The 16708-nt window shown below is 56.3% G+C and carries 11 protein-coding genes; 7 read left to right on the top strand and 4 right to left on the bottom strand.

Annotation, left to right across the window (positions count from 1 at the left end):
• Positions 1 to 25 precede the first annotated feature (25 nt).
• Positions 26 to 2338 (top strand): peptidoglycan-binding protein, encoded by a 2313-nt coding sequence (locus tag C7445_RS04045; RefSeq protein ID WP_134158769.1) that lies wholly within the window; start codon positions 26 to 28, stop codon positions 2336 to 2338.
• Between the two features lie 32 nt (positions 2339 to 2370).
• Here C7445_RS04045 and C7445_RS04040 read toward each other — a convergent pair whose 3' ends face one another.
• Both C7445_RS04040 and C7445_RS04035 read right to left on the bottom strand, forming a co-directional pair.
• Complete coding sequence (locus C7445_RS04040) at positions 2371 to 3267, bottom strand: SDR family oxidoreductase (protein ID WP_134158768.1); 897 nt, start codon at positions 3265 to 3267, stop codon at positions 2371 to 2373.
• A gap of 152 nt (positions 3268 to 3419) precedes the next feature.
• Positions 3420 to 6632: an MMPL family transporter gene (locus tag C7445_RS04035; protein WP_166668986.1), complete on the bottom strand. Its 3213-nt coding sequence runs from the start codon at positions 6630 to 6632 to the stop codon at positions 3420 to 3422.
• Between the two features lie 255 nt (positions 6633 to 6887).
• Here C7445_RS04035 and C7445_RS04030 point away from each other — a divergent pair, with 255 nt between their 5' ends.
• From C7445_RS04030 to C7445_RS04005, 6 genes are all read left to right on the top strand, one after another.
• Positions 6888 to 7379, top strand: coding sequence for a CcdC family protein (locus C7445_RS04030; RefSeq protein WP_134158767.1), 492 nt, complete (start codon positions 6888 to 6890; stop codon positions 7377 to 7379).
• Positions 7380 to 7412: 33 nt separating this feature from the next.
• Positions 7413 to 8621, top strand: a complete 1209-nt coding sequence (locus tag C7445_RS04025; protein WP_208320831.1) for a D-alanyl-D-alanine carboxypeptidase family protein — start codon at positions 7413 to 7415, stop codon at positions 8619 to 8621.
• A 110-nt stretch (positions 8622 to 8731) separates the two neighbouring features.
• A complete protein-coding gene (locus tag C7445_RS04020) occupies positions 8732 to 11401 on the top strand; it encodes a transglycosylase domain-containing protein (RefSeq protein ID WP_243834954.1) in 2670 nt (889 codons plus the stop codon).
• Positions 11402 to 11556: 155 nt separating this feature from the next.
• Positions 11557 to 12000, top strand: a complete 444-nt coding sequence (locus C7445_RS04015) for a helix-turn-helix domain-containing protein (RefSeq protein WP_134158764.1) — start codon at positions 11557 to 11559, stop codon at positions 11998 to 12000.
• Between the two features lie 21 nt (positions 12001 to 12021).
• Positions 12022 to 13749 carry an MFS transporter gene (locus C7445_RS04010; RefSeq protein WP_134158763.1) on the top strand — a complete coding sequence of 576 codons (1728 nt, stop codon included), beginning with the start codon at positions 12022 to 12024 and terminating at the stop codon, positions 13747 to 13749.
• A 132-nt stretch (positions 13750 to 13881) separates the two neighbouring features.
• Positions 13882 to 15258, top strand: coding sequence for a sugar phosphate nucleotidyltransferase (locus tag C7445_RS04005; protein ID WP_134158762.1), 1377 nt, complete (start codon positions 13882 to 13884; stop codon positions 15256 to 15258).
• Positions 15259 to 15288: 30 nt separating this feature from the next.
• Here C7445_RS04005 and C7445_RS04000 read toward each other — a convergent pair whose 3' ends face one another.
• Both C7445_RS04000 and C7445_RS03995 read right to left on the bottom strand, forming a co-directional pair.
• Positions 15289 to 15618 (bottom strand): thioredoxin family protein, encoded by a 330-nt coding sequence (locus tag C7445_RS04000; protein WP_134158761.1) that lies wholly within the window; start codon positions 15616 to 15618, stop codon positions 15289 to 15291.
• 322 nt (positions 15619 to 15940) lie between these two features.
• On the bottom strand, positions 15941 to 16708 hold the full coding sequence (locus tag C7445_RS03995; RefSeq protein WP_134158760.1) for a hypothetical protein: 768 nt from the start codon (positions 16706 to 16708) through the stop codon (positions 15941 to 15943).

Here is a 16708-nt window from a genome sequence, read left to right as displayed (position 1 = left end):
CGAAATTGAAAGGGAGGTCCTCGTTGTGAAATCAGGTCGCCTACTTGCGGTGCTCGCGTTGCCTGCTTGGGTTGCGCTGTCTCAGTCGCCCACCGCGTGGGCGCAGACCGCCACAAACCATGCCGCAGTGAATACGGCAAGCACGGATACAGCCGGGACGCTTGGACTCGGATCGTCTTGGCAATCCTACCCGATGCTCCAGTATGGGACGCAAGGGCCGTCCGTCACGGTTCTGCAAAATGATCTCAATGCGCTTGGGTTTACGGTCGGCCAAGCGACCGGGACATTTGATGCGACTACCGAGGCGCAGGTGAAGGCTTTTCAAAATGCGAATCAACTACAGGTGGACGGCGTCGTCGGACCGTTGACCTGGGGAGCCATTGCAAAGGCTGTCGCGGCTTATGAGGTGCCGCCTGTTGTCACCTCAGCCAACAGCCGCGTGGTCAGTGATGTGCAGACCAAACGCATTTCTTTCAATGGCAATCTCGTTTCTTCACCGATTGGATTTACATACAACGGAACAACCTACATGCCCATTTGGTACGTGATGCAGGCTCTGAAACAGGCCGGCTATACGAGCGTATGGGCGAATGGCGTTTGGAATATCATCGCGCCGTCCACGAACGCGGCAGTCGATTACTCGCATATTCAGTACGGTAAAGGCAGCACGGCAATCGCCATCAATGGCACCGTGGTGGCCAATGTGATCGCGGTTGTCCATCCAGATCCGGCTTCCGGGAACATGACGACGTTCATGCCTATCTGGTACGTCATGAATGCTTTAAAACGTACTGGCGTCGGCTCGGTCTGGCAGGGAACGGCGTGGACGATGAAAACCTCGCCAGCTGTGGTGACGACCTCCGACCCCGGGGGCAACTCGACGGGCAACAGCACCGGAAATATGACGGGTAACAGCACCGGAAATATGACGGGCAACAGCACCGGAAATATGACGGGCAACAGCACCGGAAATATGACGGGCAACAGCACCGGAAATATGACGGGCAACAGCACCGGAAATATGACGGGCAACAGCACCGGAAATACGACCGGGGGTGGCACGAGCGGTTCGACGGGTGGCAATCTGTCATTTACCAATGTCGATCTTCGTTTCCCGGCCCCTTCCAACATCAATATCTCAAGTATCAATTCCTACTTACTTGCCAACGATTCGCCACTCAATGGTCTGGGTGCCTCGTTTATGGATGCTCAGAACACATATGGCGTAGATGCCAACTATCTCGTCTCCCATGCAATTCTCGAAAGTTACTGGGGTCAGAGTCAAATTGCGCTGGCAAAGAACAACCTATTTGGATACGGTGCGTACGATTCGAATCCTGGCACTGACGCGGGCGTGTTCCCGAGCGACGACTACGCCATTCGCTTTGAAGCGTGGGAGGTCCGTAATAACTACCTCAATCCGGGTGGCAGCGAGTACGTTTCACCGACGCTCACCGGGATGAATGTCAACTATGCGACAGACAAACAATGGGCTTCTGGCATCGGCAGCCTCATGACGCAGTTCGCAAGTTCGGTCGGATCGAGTGTGAGCGCATATCAGCAATACTCGCCACAAAACGTGGCCCCCACGCCAAAAAGCAGTACGGAACCCGTCTTTTACATGAACGGTGCGACTGGCGTCATTCAATCGGACAGCTACTACCAAAACTCTGGGGTGCCGTATTTCCCGACGATGGCTGTGGGTATGAATCAACAGTTCTTTGGTCCTTTGCAAAATGGCAGCTCAGGTGAGCCGGTTGCTGAAGTGCAGAAGTACCTGAATCAGACGATTGGAGCCGGACTGCAGACCGACGGCCAGTACGGCCCCCTTACCGAAGCGGCTGTCAAGAAGTTTGAGTCGCAGGTCATGCACATGGCAAATCCGGACGGCATCTGGAGCTACGCGATGTGGACGACCTACATCCAGCCCAACCAATCCAACGCCAATTTGATTCCCGCTGGCACGACGGTGCGGATCGATCAGATTGAACAAGGCATGGCAGGTCCTTATGTGATGCCTTGGTATCATATTGTGAATTACGGATGGGTCGATTCGCAGTATGTGAAGTTCACGAACGTGTATCGGGTCGAGGTGAATAACCCGGCGGGGACAGCGACGTCCATTCCTGTCTACCAGGTGGGCAATTTGAGCAAAGTCCTTGTGACCCTGCACAGCGGCGACTTTGTCGTGGCATCCTCCGCGCAACCGTCGGGCGGTGTCTATACGATTCAAATCGCTGCGCAGACGCCAGCCGTCAGCAACGGATTGGCGCCCGCCACGCTTCTTACCGGCGTCATCCCAGCCAACGGCACGGTGACGCTCGTACCACAATCGTAATGCACAGCTTACAAGCGGCGAGCGTCAGGGGTTCATCCGTTGACGATCTCGCCGCCGTTTACATGTAGTACCTGCCCGCTCATATACGAGGAATCATGACTTGCCAGATACACGTAGGCTGGCGCCAGTTCCGCAGGCTGCCCGGCTCGACCCAAGGGCGTGTCACTTCCAAATTGCGCGACCTGATTGGCTTCAAAGGTCGACGGAATCAGTGGCGTCCAAATGGGACCTGGTGCTACCGCATTGACGCGAATCCCCTGTTTGGCGAGAGACTTTGCCAAAGACCTCGTTAAGGTGACAATCGCCCCTTTTGTTGCCGAATAGTCGATCAGCGTTTCGTTGCCAGCATAAGCCGTGATCGATGTCGTGTTGATGATGCACGATCCCTGCTGCAGATGTGGAAGAGCCGCTTGAATCATATAGAAATATCCAAACACGTTTGTGGAGAATGTCCGCTGTAGTTGGTCGGGCGTGATGTCCAAGATACTGTTTTGCGGATGCTGTTCAGCGGCGTTATTCACCAGAATATCAAGCTTCCCAAATCTCTGAATCACCTGAGCCACTACCTGTTTACACAGATCTGCATTGGCTACGTCAATGGGCAGGGTAATCGCCTTGCGGCCATATTGGCTGATGCAGGTGGACGTCTCCTCTGCATCTTCGTGCTCGTTGTAGTACACGATCGCGACATCGGCGCCTTCCTTGGCAAACGCGATCGCGACCGCTCTGCCGATACCGCTGTCGCCGCCGGTGACGATGGCGACTTTGTCCTGCAGCTTTTGGCTGCCACGGTAGTTCGCATCGTCGAAAAACGGGCGTGGGTTCATCTCGGATTCAAGACCAGGTTGCTGATTTTGGTGCTGGGGTGGGAACGACGTTGGGAACGATGGGGCATGCCCCGGTTGCGCAGTTGTTGAGTTCGTGGGCATCAAGATCGCCTCCTATGGCAGGACAGAAGTTTCACCACCCCTAGAGTGGGTGCGGAAGGAAAAAAGTATGCGGAGTCGGCGGCGCTTGGATCTTGCTCTCGACCTGACGGGTGTCAGGCATGTCGCGAAGAGAAGCGACCGCCATACCTGCTTTACGTCTCATCCGCGACATCTGCGATCCGTGCAAGGAGTTCGCGTTCTTTTTGACTCGTCTTCATGAATGGCCAGAAGTGAGCCTTTCCTACAATTGCGGTTGCCGCCGGCACAAAAAAGGCCAGAACCATCAGCGCGTACATGGCGAGCCCAATGATGACCGACAGCCCAATTTCAACCAGCGTCGTCACACCTGAGACCGACATCGATCCGAACGTTCCAGCCATGATTGCCGCCGCTGAAAAGACGACATTGCCCATCTGTTGCATCGCACGCAACATTGCGCTGCGGATATTTTGTTCCGGATGGTTGCGCAGTTCCTCGTCGAATCTCGACATGAGGAAGATCGAATAATCCACACCAAGTGCAATGAGTAACAACAATGCAAAGAATGGGACCGTCCAACTGATCCCTGTTTTACCCATGATGTGAACGGCTGTGTACTGCAGGATGGCCATCGTCACGTAATAGGTTCCTGTCAATGAGATGATGACGTACAACGGCGCCAGAACCGAGCGCAGCATCAGGACGAGCAAGATGAAGATGGCTGCGAGAATCATCGCCATCATGCGCGTGAAGTCGCTGCCCGACAACTGATTGAGTGCCGCCTGGGTCGGAGTTGTGCCTGTGTAGCCAAGTTCCCCAGTGTTTATCGGGCTTGCGGCGAATGCAGCCTGTGCCTGCGCCTCGAGCCGTGGCATTTGTTGAATTGCGGTCATCGAGTATGGATCAGTTTTCAAAGTCACGCGAATGTCAGCGGTATGGCCGTTTGCCGAGATGTAGTTGTTCATCGCCTGCTGCAAGTCTGGATTGGACCGAATGGCGGATGCAGGTACGAAGAAACCTGGATCACCCGTCTGCGTGGCACGGCTCGACTGGTTCAGGGCGCCCCTGACGCTACCGACGCCATTTGCCAGTTTGATCAGCGCATCGTGCAACTGATTTTCACCTTGTCCTGCCCCGTGCATGCCTGACGCCAACTTTTGTGCGCCGGCGGCCCATTGTGTCAACCCGCTGTGCAGTTGAATGCTCGCTCCGCTCAGTTTCCCCAGACCTGTTGCAAGGCTGGTTGTTCCTGCTGCCAATTGGCCTGCACCTGTTGCCAATTGGCCACTTGCGGCAGCCAAGCGTTGACCGCCTGAAGCGATGGCTTGTGCGCCTTTTTCCACATGGCTCGCGCCTGCCGACAGTTGGGCAAGGCCTAAGGCAAGCTGGTTCGATCCGCCTGCAAGCTTGGCCGAAGCCGCACTCGCCGCCTGACTCCCTGCGGTTGCGGCTTGGGCAAGACCTTCGATTTGCTGCCATGACGGATCCGCAGCGACGTTTGCGTGCGTCTTTGCCCAATTGGCGATGGCATTGGCCAGTTCGCTGGTTACCTGTGCTTGTTGGTTGAGCCCTTGCTGCAACTTGGCACTGCCACTGGCCAGTTGCTTCGCCGCGCTGGCGCTTTGTGCGATCCCGGTTGTGACCTGTTGGCTGCCGGCCGCTACCTGCGTTGCTGCCTTGGCCAGTGTTTGGCTGCCGGTTGCCAGCGATCCAGCACCGTTTGCCAACCGTTGTGCCCCTGTAGCGACCTGACGGCTCGCGGTTGCCGCTTGTTGGAGACCACCGTGCAGCTGGTTTTCGCCAGTCGCGAGCCTTCCGGCACTGTCCGCCAGTCGATTCGTCGCGCTTACCGCCTGGTTTGCGCTTTGGCTGCCCACGCTAGACGCGATGCTTTGTAATCCGACCTGGACCTGGCCCAGTCCATCCGCCGCAAGATGATTCTGGCCGGCGAGTTGAAACTGTGGGATCACCTTGCCGAGAGGCCGCGTGGCGCTGTCGACTTCCGAAACAAATGGCAGTTTGGCGACGGAGGACGAAATGTTTTCAATTGTCGCAAGGCCTTGTGGCGAACGTAGGTTGTCTCGCGTGTGCACGACAATATCCATGGGTAGCACCTTACCTGCGCCAAACGCCTTGGAGACAATCTTGAAGCCCACGACGGATGGGGCGTTCGGAATGTCTGAGGTTGGATCGAACGTTCTTTGGTCGGTGAACGTCATTGCTATAGGCGCCAGGACGACGGAGACAGCGGCGAGTGTCCACCACGGGTGACGCAGCGAGAGGCGACCTGTGGCACTCCATACGCGGGACGGCTTGTGGCTGGCTGCCGTGATCGATTTGCGCGGCCAGAAAACAAATCTCCCTAGGCACAGCATCAAGGCCGGCAGGAACGTCAGACATGCCGCCAGCGTGATCGCGATCCCGACGGCGACGCCGACGCCTGATTTGAATAGCCCAAAACGGGCGAAGTAAAGCGTGGCAAACGACATGAAGACGGTGAGTGCACTAAACACGACTGTTTTGCCAATGCCCCGGAAGGCGGCCGCAAGGGCATCCACGGGGGCCAAGCCGCGGCTCGATTCTTCGCGGAAGCGGTTCATGACGATGATGCTGTAGTCCGTCCCGGCACCAAAGATGATGGCAATCAGGAACGTGTCCGTGAAGGTCGACACTGGCAAGCCGACGTTGGCCAACGCCGCGACGACATTGGTCGTCAGGAGATAGGACAGGCCAATGGATAGCAGGGTAAGGAAGGGGGCGACGACGGATCGGAATACCACAAGGAGGATGATGAGCACGAGTGCCACCGTCACACCTGCGGTTTTTGATGCTCCGTTCATGGAAATGTTGATGTTGTCATTTTCAATGGGGGTGTCGCCGGTAAACAAGATGCGTGCGTCGGCAGGCTTTTGCCCAAACGCATGTTCGACGCGGGCAAGCGCAGCGTTTGTTGTCTTGGCGACGTCTGAATCGGGAAAGCCGATGCTTGCGATCTCGGCCGTGCCATCTCCACTTATATATTGTTTCTGGATGGTGGCGCTCGCGTTGAACGCGCCGCTAACCGATTTCACGCCATACTTCGTCTTGTCCTTTGCGATTTGCCGCAACTCGTTGGCAAACCACGACTTGTCTTGGCGGGTCAGACCCTTTGGGTTATAGATGGCCACGACGGCACTGCTACCGACGCTTGCCTTGGGGTTGACCTGCTTCAGCCAATTGCTGGCGACGACGACGCTCGTTGAGTTAGGCAGGAATTCGGTGTTGCGATGCGCCACGACGCTGTTCAATTGTGGCAGACAGACGTGAGCCGCTGCAACGGCCACGAGCCAGACGGCAATCATCAAGTAGCGGTAGCGCAAGAGCAGATGTGCATACCGTTGAGACACGATGTCGACCTCCGTTAGTCGTCGTGAAATTTGACACTCTGCCACGTAGTTTAGCAACCAAAATAAATTTTGCAAACTGTGTCCGGGGTTGGCAGACGGCCACTGTATTCCACCGAATTTCCAGGCATTTGTCGAAGTTTTGTAGAACAGCGTTCAAGAACGTGTTGAGAAATTGATGGTATACTCTCTCGTAGTTTCTATTCTGAGTTGGCTGCGACGAGATTGCAGCGATTCCAAGAAGGCGAGGGGGAGAGTGTGAATCACAACCAGGCCACGACGCTCATTGGGACCGCCGTTGCGGTGGTTTTTGCTCTGACGGTAATTTTCGTGCGTCTGCGTGCCGGGAAACGGCCCACCAACGCTCGCAAGATTCTCATTCCGCCAGTGGCGATGAGCACAGGATTTTTGATGTACGTGTTTCCGTTCACGCGCGAACCGGTTCTCTATGCGTTGGCGGCGATCTGTGCAGGCTGCTTGTTCAGCTATCCGCTGATTGCAACGTCCCACTTTTATGTGGGGGAGGACGGTATCTATTTGAAGCGCTCGCGCGCGTTTATTTATATCTTGTTGGGGCTTTTGGTGGTGCGTATCGCGCTCCATAGCGTTGTCGAGAACTATGTGGATGTGTATCAGACAGGCTCACTGTTTTTCTGTTTGGCGTTTGGCATGCTTGTGCCTTGGCGAATCGCCATGTATGTACGGTATCGCCGGCTACTGAGCCAGCAGGTTGAGCACGCCATGTCGTGAAGCGAGTATATCGCGTGATTTCGTATTAGGAGGATGTTTGTGCGTAGTATCCGCGGAATTGTGATAACCGTCGTGATCGTCCTGATTATCATCGCCGTCCCGATCGTACAGTTGGTGAGACCCGTGCCCAAGCCGTCCGCTGACGTTCTTGCGGCGCTTCCGGCCAAAGTCGCTGGTCCCGCGCCGAACATCCAGTGGCCGACGCAGGGACAAGCCGCACTCGAAGCGGTTGGGATCGGCAGTTTTGGCACCTCAGGCGTGCAGGCGCCTGTGCCCATCGCCAGTGTAACCAAGGTGATGACGGCCTACCTCGTATTGCAGAAGCATCCTTTGCAACTCGGCCAGCAAGGTCCTTCAATCACGGTGACGCCGGCTGACGTGAAGACCTACACACAGGACAACGCTTTAGGAGAGTCTGTGGTGAAGGTGGCTGCGGGCGAGCAATTGAGCGAATACCAGGCGTTGGAAGGCCTGATGTTGCCATCGGGCAACAACATGGGTTCGATGCTTGCCAAATGGTGTGACGGTTCACAGGCCGCGTTCGTCAAAGAGATGAACGAGACGGCCGCGAAGATGGCTATGAAAAATACCCACTACGCGGATCCGACAGGCTATTCGCCGGCGAGCCAGAGCGATGCCGAGGATCAGATGAAGTTATTTGCAAAGGCAATGGAAAATCCGGTGTTTCGTCAGATTGTCAGCGAGCCGCAGGCGGTGCTGCCAGTGGCAGGGCTTGTCTACAACGTCGATTCGCAGGTGGGCCACGGTACCATCATTGGTGGCAAGACAGGCAGTACGCTCGAGGCAGGGGGCTGCTTTGTCTTTGCCGCACAAAAGACGGTGGCGAATCAAAACGTGTTAATTGTCGGGGCGGTGCTTGGGCAAAAAGGTGCGCAGGAGTTGGATGAGGCTTTGTCGGCAAGTGTTCGCATTGCCCAAGATGCGAAAAAGGCTCTGCGACCCGTCAACCTCTTGCAAGCAGGTGCGCAGGTAGGTACGCTCAATGCGGCCTGGGCGCAGCCGGTTTCTCTCACGGCAGCGCAATCTGCACAAGCCATTGGCTGGGGAGGCATGCCTGTCTCGCAGTCGTTTAAGAGCCGCACGATGCCTGACGCCATCCCTGCAAATGCGTTGATTGGCACGTTGAATGTCACGATAGGATATCAACAACTTAGCGTCCCTGTCCGAACAAGTGCGGCCATTGCCAAGCCCAAGCTGACCTGGCGTCTAAAACGGCTGTAACCCACGCACGTTTGCAGTCTGCTCAGGCACGGAAACAGGCAAGAAACGTCATCTTTTGGCATACAGATTGAGAACTGTCGGGACGCAGATTGGACACAGAACCATTGGAGGTGTCGTCGTTGGTCCGTCGATGGATCTCGATTGTCACGGCGTCTGTCATCCTGCTCATTGTTTTGGTGGGCGCCGGTTTTTATTTGGCGGTGCGGATGACCCCGTTTCAACCAGGTGTTTTGGAGGAAGTGCACCAGCCTTCCGTTGTGTATGCGGAGGATGGCAGCCGGCTGATGTCGCTTGGCTCGCCAAACACCGATTTGACGTACAACCAGATACCGAAGAACGTACAGGACGCGATTGTTGCGACGGAGGATCACACGTTTTGGACGAACTCCGGGATCGACATCCGTTCCATTTTTCGTTCGTTGTTCGTCGATCTCTCTTCGGGAAGCCTGGCCCAGGGGGCCAGCACGATTCCTGAGCAGTTGGCAAAAATCACGTACTTGACGGATCAAAAGACGTTTTCGCGCAAGTTCAAGCAGATTGCACTCGGTTTGCAGATCGAGCGCAACTTTACGAAGCAGGAAATCTTGGCGATGTACCTGAATCGCATTCCGCTCGGAGAAAGTAGCATTGGCATTGAACAAGCGGCGTTGCGCTACTTCGGCATCGACTTAAAGAAGGAGCCTGACAAGTTGACGCTGGCCGATGCCGCCTTGCTTGCCGGCCTGCCTCAAGCTCCGAGTGCATACGATCCGCTGCAGCATCCAAAGGCCGCTCTGGAACGGCGCAACCAAGTTCTGCAGAACATGGTGCACTACGGTTACATCACGGAGGCGCAGGCAGAGGCGGCGGCCAAGCAGCCGCTCGGGGTATCGTTTCACTCGTTCCCAGGCGATGGCTGGAGCAGCGATCCGCTTCTGACGAACTTCTTGCTCGACTATCTCAATCGCCATGGTATCCCGCCCAGCGAAGTGATGCAGGGTGGGCTCAAGATTTATACAACGATTGATCCTGCCGTGCAGAACGCAATTAACGAAGTGTTCTGGAGCGGTAAGTATGACTCTGATTTTCCTGGCGCGACGACGGGCACCGTCGTTGAAGGCGCAGCCGTGTTTGTCGATCCGAAGACGGGTGGCATCTTAGGTGCAGCGGGTTCCCGTAAGCAAGGGTATGTACCGCTTGGGCTTGATCGCGTTTACCAGGCGAGTTCACCGGGATCGTCCATTAAGCCTATCATGGATTATGCGCCTGCCCTGCAGACGGGAAATTGGACGTACACGTCGATTTTAGACAACCAACCCCAGGACTTCGGGGGTGGGTACGAGCCGCAAAACTGGGAGGTTGGCGGCCCGACGCGAGTGACGCTGCAATATGGACTGGAGTGGTCGCAGAACGTCGCATCTGTATGGCTTTTGCAACAGATAGGCATTAGCACGGGTGCAAATATGGCAAAGGCGGATGGCATCCCCTTGACGAGCAAGGACTATGAGCACTTAGGCATTGCCATCGGCGGTCTCGTCAATGGCGTGACACCCATGGAGATGGCGGGGGCGTACACCGCATTCGATAACAACGGCATTCACTCGCAGCCGTATTTGATCAATCGAATTGTCAATGCGCAGGGAGGCATCATTTATCACGAAGGTCCGCAGCAAAATCAGGTTATGAGTGCGCAAACCGCCTCTGATATGACCCGGTTGATGCAGGATGTCGTCGATTTTGGTACAGGTCAGTCGGCCAAACTACCAGGCTGGGGCGTGGCTGGTAAGACGGGGACGGTGCAGTATGACAGCGGGCTTGTCGGATCCCACCCCAACTGGGTTCGGGACGGCTGGTTTGATGGGTATACGCCGACTTTGGTTGGCAGTATCCACATCGGTTACGACGAATCCAACGACGAGTACCACATGACCATGTCGCCGGTCGATCCGTCTGCCAATGCAGCGCAAATTTTTCATGATATTATCGCCCTGGCGTTGCAGAATGAGCAGGCACAGCAGTTCCCGGAAGGTCCGTATCCGTACATCACGGGCACCGCAGCAGGCGTCAATTACGTCGGAACGACGGCGCCAGCAAAGAATCCGACGCCGACCAACAGCATTTCGGGCCTGCATGCGACGTATAACGCGGCGAACAACACGGTCTCGCTGAACTGGTCCGGCAGCTTTTCCTCGCCTGTGACCTATGTGATTACGCGCGTATCGACGAGCGGATCTGACGAGACGGTGCCGGTTGCCCAGACAACGTCCACCAGCCTGACGGACAGCTCAGTGCAGCCTGGTGAATCGTACGTCTACACCGTGCAGGCGACCAGTCAGCAGACGGGGCAAGATGTTGGACAACCGGTGTCCGTCTCTGTGGCGACGGGCGCGGGGTCATCCGTTGGGCCGGGCAACGCGACGAATGGCGTCGGGCCAGGCAACACGACGGGTCCACTCACGGGAAACGGGACGGCGAACAATACGCCAGGAAACGCGATATTCCCGAACAACGGAACGAATACCGCGGGTGGCGGAGGCACGAATACGGTCTCCAATAACACGGTGAACACGACGGCACCAACGCCTGTTGCGCCGCCTTCGCCACCAGCGCCGCCGGGCCACTTGAACAATGGAGGGCCTGGTCATGGGAAAGGTGCCGGTGGTGCATTAGGAAGCAACGTCGTCGGCACGGGAGCAGGTTTGCCGCCAAACACGAGTAATGGCAGTGTACAGACGAATCATGTGGCCTTGGCTAACGGTTCTGCACAGGCGAACGCCGCTGCCAGTGGCAACGGCGCGTAACCCAGCGCGATCGCGCGGATGTATCGAAAATGGATGAACGAGGCGGGGCATAGGCTCCCGCCTTTTATTTTGCATAAATCAAATCCTTACGTTGACGTTTGGTTTGTGGAGGTATAGCATCGATGGGGTGAGATGGTTCGGAAGGGAGGACGGCAATGGGAAAGGATTGGTCGGTGGAGGCGGTTGCGCAAAGACTGGGGATCACGACGCGGACATTGCATTATTACGAGGAAGTTGGTTTGATCCCACCGGTGCAGCGCACACCAGGGGGCCATCGCGTGTATGACGAGGACACCATCAATCGGTTGGAACAAATCCTGCGTTTGCGTGACGTGTTGGGCTATACCTTGCAAGAAATTCGCGAAGTGATGGACGTGGAAGACGTGTTGCAAGGATATCGCCTACAACTGGAGGCTGGTGTCGAGCCGGAGGTCCGTATGGACATCTTGGAGCATTCCATTCAACTGTTGGAGACGGTCGTCACGCATATTGACGAAAAAGTGGAACGACTGGAGGCCATGCGGCAACGCTATCGCGATCGCCTGATGCGAATTCAGGAGAAGCTCGCGAAACATCGGCAACAGGCCGATGAGCTTTGAATCAGCGGGAGGAATGCTACATTGCAACAAGTAGATGCAGCGCGATCGCGCGATATGTACAAGTGGATCGCGCTTTCGAACACGACGCTTGGCGTGTTGATGGCTTCCATTAACGGCACGATTTTAATCATTGCTTTGCCGGTGATTTTCTCCGGTCTTTCGGTCAATCCATTGCAGGGCGGGCAAACTGGACTGTTGCTGTGGGTGCTGCTCGGCTTTAATGTCGCCACGACGGTCCTCCTGGTGACGTTTGGTCGCCTGTCGGATATGTTTGGCCGCGTTCGGCTGTACAACCTAGGATTCCTGGTCTTCACCATAGGTTCCATACTCTGTGCCCTGACGTGGAGCAAGGGCATGGCGGGGGAAATCGAGCTGATTGTGTTCCGCGTCATCCAAGGGATTGGCGGTGCGTTTTTGTTCTCGAACAGCGCCGCCATTTTGACCGACGCGTTTCCGGCCAATCAGCGAGGCTTGGCGCTCGGACTGAATCAGATTGCGTCCGTGGCAGGCAGTGTCGTGGGCCTGGTGGTCGGGGGGTTCCTCGCTTCCACCGGGAACTGGCGGTATGTGTTCTTGGTCAACGTTCCGATCGGCATCGCGGGGACGATTTGGGCGTATGTCGCCCTGCGCGAAGTCACTGCACCGCAACGGGGTGAGCACCTGGACGTTACAGGCAATCTCACCCTCGCCCTTGGTGTGCTCGGCATCATGCTTGGACTCACATACGGCATCATGCCCTATGGGGGACACGCGATGGGGTGGCGTTCGCCGTTTGTCATCGCGTGCCTGGCTGTCGGCGTCGTCATGTTGTTGGTCTTTGGCATCGTCGAGCAGCGCGTCAAGCAGCCACTTTTTCATCTCGGTTTGTTCCGCATCCGGGCCTTTACGTTTGGCAATATCGCGCTCTTTGCGGGCGCCTTGGCACGCGGTGGTCTCAGCTTCATGCTCATCATCTGGCTACAAGGTATCTTTCTGCCGTTGCATGGTGTGTCGTATGAGAACACACCGCTCATCGCCGGCTTGTACACACTCCCCCAAATCGTCGGCTTTCTCGCGGCAGGGCCAATCAGTGGCTACCTCTCCGACCGATTTGGCGCCAAGGCGTTTGCGACCGGGGGGCTAATCGTCAGCGCGATTGGCTTCATCTTGCTTGCGACCTTGCCTGTGAACTTTAACCACTGGCTGTTCTGGACGTACATCTTCATCGTCGGCGTCGGCATGGGGCTGTTTTCGTCGCCGAACAGCGCGGCCATCATGAGTTCCGTGCCAGCTCGTTATCGCGGTGCGGCTTCGGGTATGCGTTCCACCTTCATGAATGCCGGCCAGATGATGAGCATGGGCATCTTCTTCTCCATCGTCATCGCCGGCTTGTCTTCACAGTTGCCGTCTGCACTCGCTTCGGGACTCTCGGCGCACGGCGTGCCGATGCGTGCAGCGGACGCAGTCGCCAGTCTGCCGCCGACATCGTCCTTGTTTGCTGCGCTACTTGGCTACAACCCTCTGCAGACCTTGCTCGGCCCGTCTGGTCTGAACATCCTGCACGTCTTGCCGCATAGCCAGGCTACTCTGCTCACGGGCAAACAGTTCTTCCCGAGTCTGATTTCCGATCCATTTCATACAGGCTTGGCCATGGCGTTTTATATTTCCGCAGCACTCATGGTCATCGGCGCCATTGCATCGGCGGCTCGTGGAAAGCATGTTGTGCACCTCGACACGCCGCCGTCAGGTCAGACGAACATGGCCAAGTAAAACTGCCATGCGGATGGACGTATCTATGGACGTCCTTTATAGTAATGATGGGAACTTTGGACAGCGCCCGGTTGCAAGAGAATCTTGCGGCCGGGCGATGTGTGTCCAGACTTCGGTGGAGGAGTGTTGACGATGAGACTGGTGTTGTTGAGCGGAGGTTCAGGTAAGCGGTTGTGGCCGATGTCTAACGACGTTCGTTCGAAGCAGTTCCTGCGCGTTCTGTCGTCGCGAAACGAATCCGGGCTCGAGTCGATGCTGCAGCGAGTGTGGCGACAGATTGGCGATTGCGGGCTCGCGCCACATCAGGTGCATGTGTGCGCGTCGAAAGTGCAGACGGAGATCATTCACGCCCAAATCGGCGAGATCGGCGTGATCGAAGAGCCGGAGCGCCGTGACACGTTTGCCGCAATCTCGCTGTCCATCCTCCACCTTGTCGACCGTTGCGGTGTCGAACTGGACGAGCCAGTCGCCGTATGCCCGGTCGATCACTTCGTCGATGACCACTATTTTCAGGAGATTCAGCGCCTTTCCTCGTTATTGCAGGACGGTGGTGCGGATATGGCGTTGATGGGTGTCCAGCCAACGGAACCAACCAGCAAGTTTGGCTATATCGTGCCGGATGCCGTGAGCCTGAATGGTGTCCTGAAGGTGCGCCGTTTCGTGGAGAAGCCAGATCAGGAGACGGCGCGGCGATTGATTCGGGAAGGCGCTCTTTGGAACTGCGGTGTCTTCTGTTTCTTGCCGCGAACGCTTATCAATTTGCTGAACAAGCGTGGTTTGCCTGCGACGTATGAGGATGCCCACAACGACTTCCATGCCTTTCCGAAGCGCAGTTTCGATTACGAAGTCGTCGAGCAGCTGCAATCGATTGTAGTCCATCCGTACCGCGGCATGTGGTCCGATCTCGGCACGTGGTCATCGCTGTCCGAACAAATGGAAAACGAGGGCGTCGGACAGGCCATCTTATCTCAATGCGAAGGTACGCACGTCGTCAACGAGCTTGGTATTCCGGTCGTCGCCATCGGTTTGCGCGACATGATGGTCGTCGCGACGCCTGACGGGATACTTGCGGCGGACAAGACGATGTCGGCTTCCCTCAAAGACGTCGTGGGTCCCATTCAGAATCGACCGATGTTTGAAGAGCGCCTGTGGGGAACGTACCGCGTGATCGACTATCAAAAGTTTCTCGACAGCACGGAAGTCCTGACCAAGTGCATTGATCTTCACGCCGGGCGCAATCTCAGCTATCATCGTCACGCTTGGCGCGAGGAGATCTGGACCATCATCGAGGGCGAGGGTGAGGTCATACTCGATGGGCGTTGGCACCGCGTTCGCGCTGGTGACGTGGTGCGTGTCGATCAAGGCACGTGGCACGCCATACGCACGCGCTCGGGCATGCAATTTATCGAGGTGCAACGAGGGAGCCGCTTGGTGGAAGAGGATATCGAGCGCAAATACCTGACGTGGCGCGAGATGGTGGAAGCCATACCAGGGATTCCGGTGTCGTAGGCGATTGGGGATTTGCGCATGGCGGTTCCTCTAGATATCTGCATGGCCATCCAAAAAACGCGCAATCCGATCCGCCAATTCAGCCACGCCTGAAAACGCATATTGAACGGCTTCCACTTGGCCGTGCACCAGGTAGACTAGAGCAGGGACGCTTGCGATTTGCCACGCGTGTAAGGTGGCGGGGACGAAATTGGCGTCTGCCTCAAAGAGCGGGATATCACTTCGCATGGCGACGATCACCTCAAGCATGCGCCGTGCAACTTGGCAGGTTCCGCACAAGGGTGTGTGCAGAAACAGCAGACTTTGTGGTGGCAGCAGAGACAACTGAGCGTCATCGAGGGAGATGAGCTGAGTGAACACGGAAAATCCTCCTTTGGTGCGACTGGCGGTTCTCATCTAGACATTGGCCCGCACGCTGATGTTCCCTCACAGCATTGTATGGCAGTGTGTCGCAGCACACAAACTCGCTTCAGGAGGGAGCACATATGTACGGCGTATTTGGTGGGTACACGCGTTGGGCAGTGGTGTTTCTGATCATCTTCGTCCTGTTCTTCTTGCTTGTTCCTGCATATACGACGACTTGCACGACAACTCCCGTGGTCTGATTCAGAGCAAACAGGGAGGCAGAAAAGGGCAGGACAAAGCCGCCTCGCAGCTGCGGGGCGGCTAGTGACGTCTGTCATCACAGATTCGTTTGGCGCTCCAAGAGATAGGCCGCGAACCATATGAACAACACGGCCAGTAACCAACTTGCCACGATGGCAATCGCAACGTGCAGGAGAGCCTCAGATGTGATCATGCCATGGCCAAGTCCAAGCAGATTTTTCGTGTTCCAATTCTTCCCCCCTTTATTCCCAATCGACCAACCTATCGCGCAGGCTGCCCAAGCAATAGGCAGGGCAGGGCGCCATCGCGATTGGCGCATGGTTCCAAACACGAGTCCCAACGACGACGTAAATGGACAGAGGCAGAGCAGAAACAGGTTCCATCGCAAGCCGGCTGCGAGAAATGCCAGTGAACTGGATATGTCTAGCCGATGTGTACTCACGATACTCGCATAGATCCCCAAAACGGAAATGCCAAGAAATGTCCACAACGTGACTCGTGCGGCTTTTCCGACACCGGCCAAGCATTTAGCCGCAGCCAATTGAAACCTGGGTAACGGCAAGGTTAGCCACCACCCGACTGTGTTCTGGCGCCACTCATTCATCACGAGCGCCATGGGAAACCCGAACGAAATGATTGGAATGTAGAACGAGATGGTCCAGACAGGGGTGATGGATGATAACACCATGGTGTGTTGGGTGCTTTCATATGTTGCTACGACAGCCAATGCCAATACCGCCGCGGCGGCGTATACCAGCCGCCAATGGCGATTCGGTTTGCCAGAACTCATGGAGCGGCGAATATCGCGAGCGATGAGCAGCGCAAAACCTGTTTCTGAAGACAT

This window comes from Alicyclobacillus sacchari, assembly GCF_004366795.1.
GTDB lineage: Bacteria > Bacillota > Bacilli > Alicyclobacillales > Alicyclobacillaceae > Alicyclobacillus > Alicyclobacillus sacchari.
The sequence above is the reverse complement of the archived record's forward strand: the minus strand, read 5'-3'. Positions and strand labels throughout refer to the sequence as shown.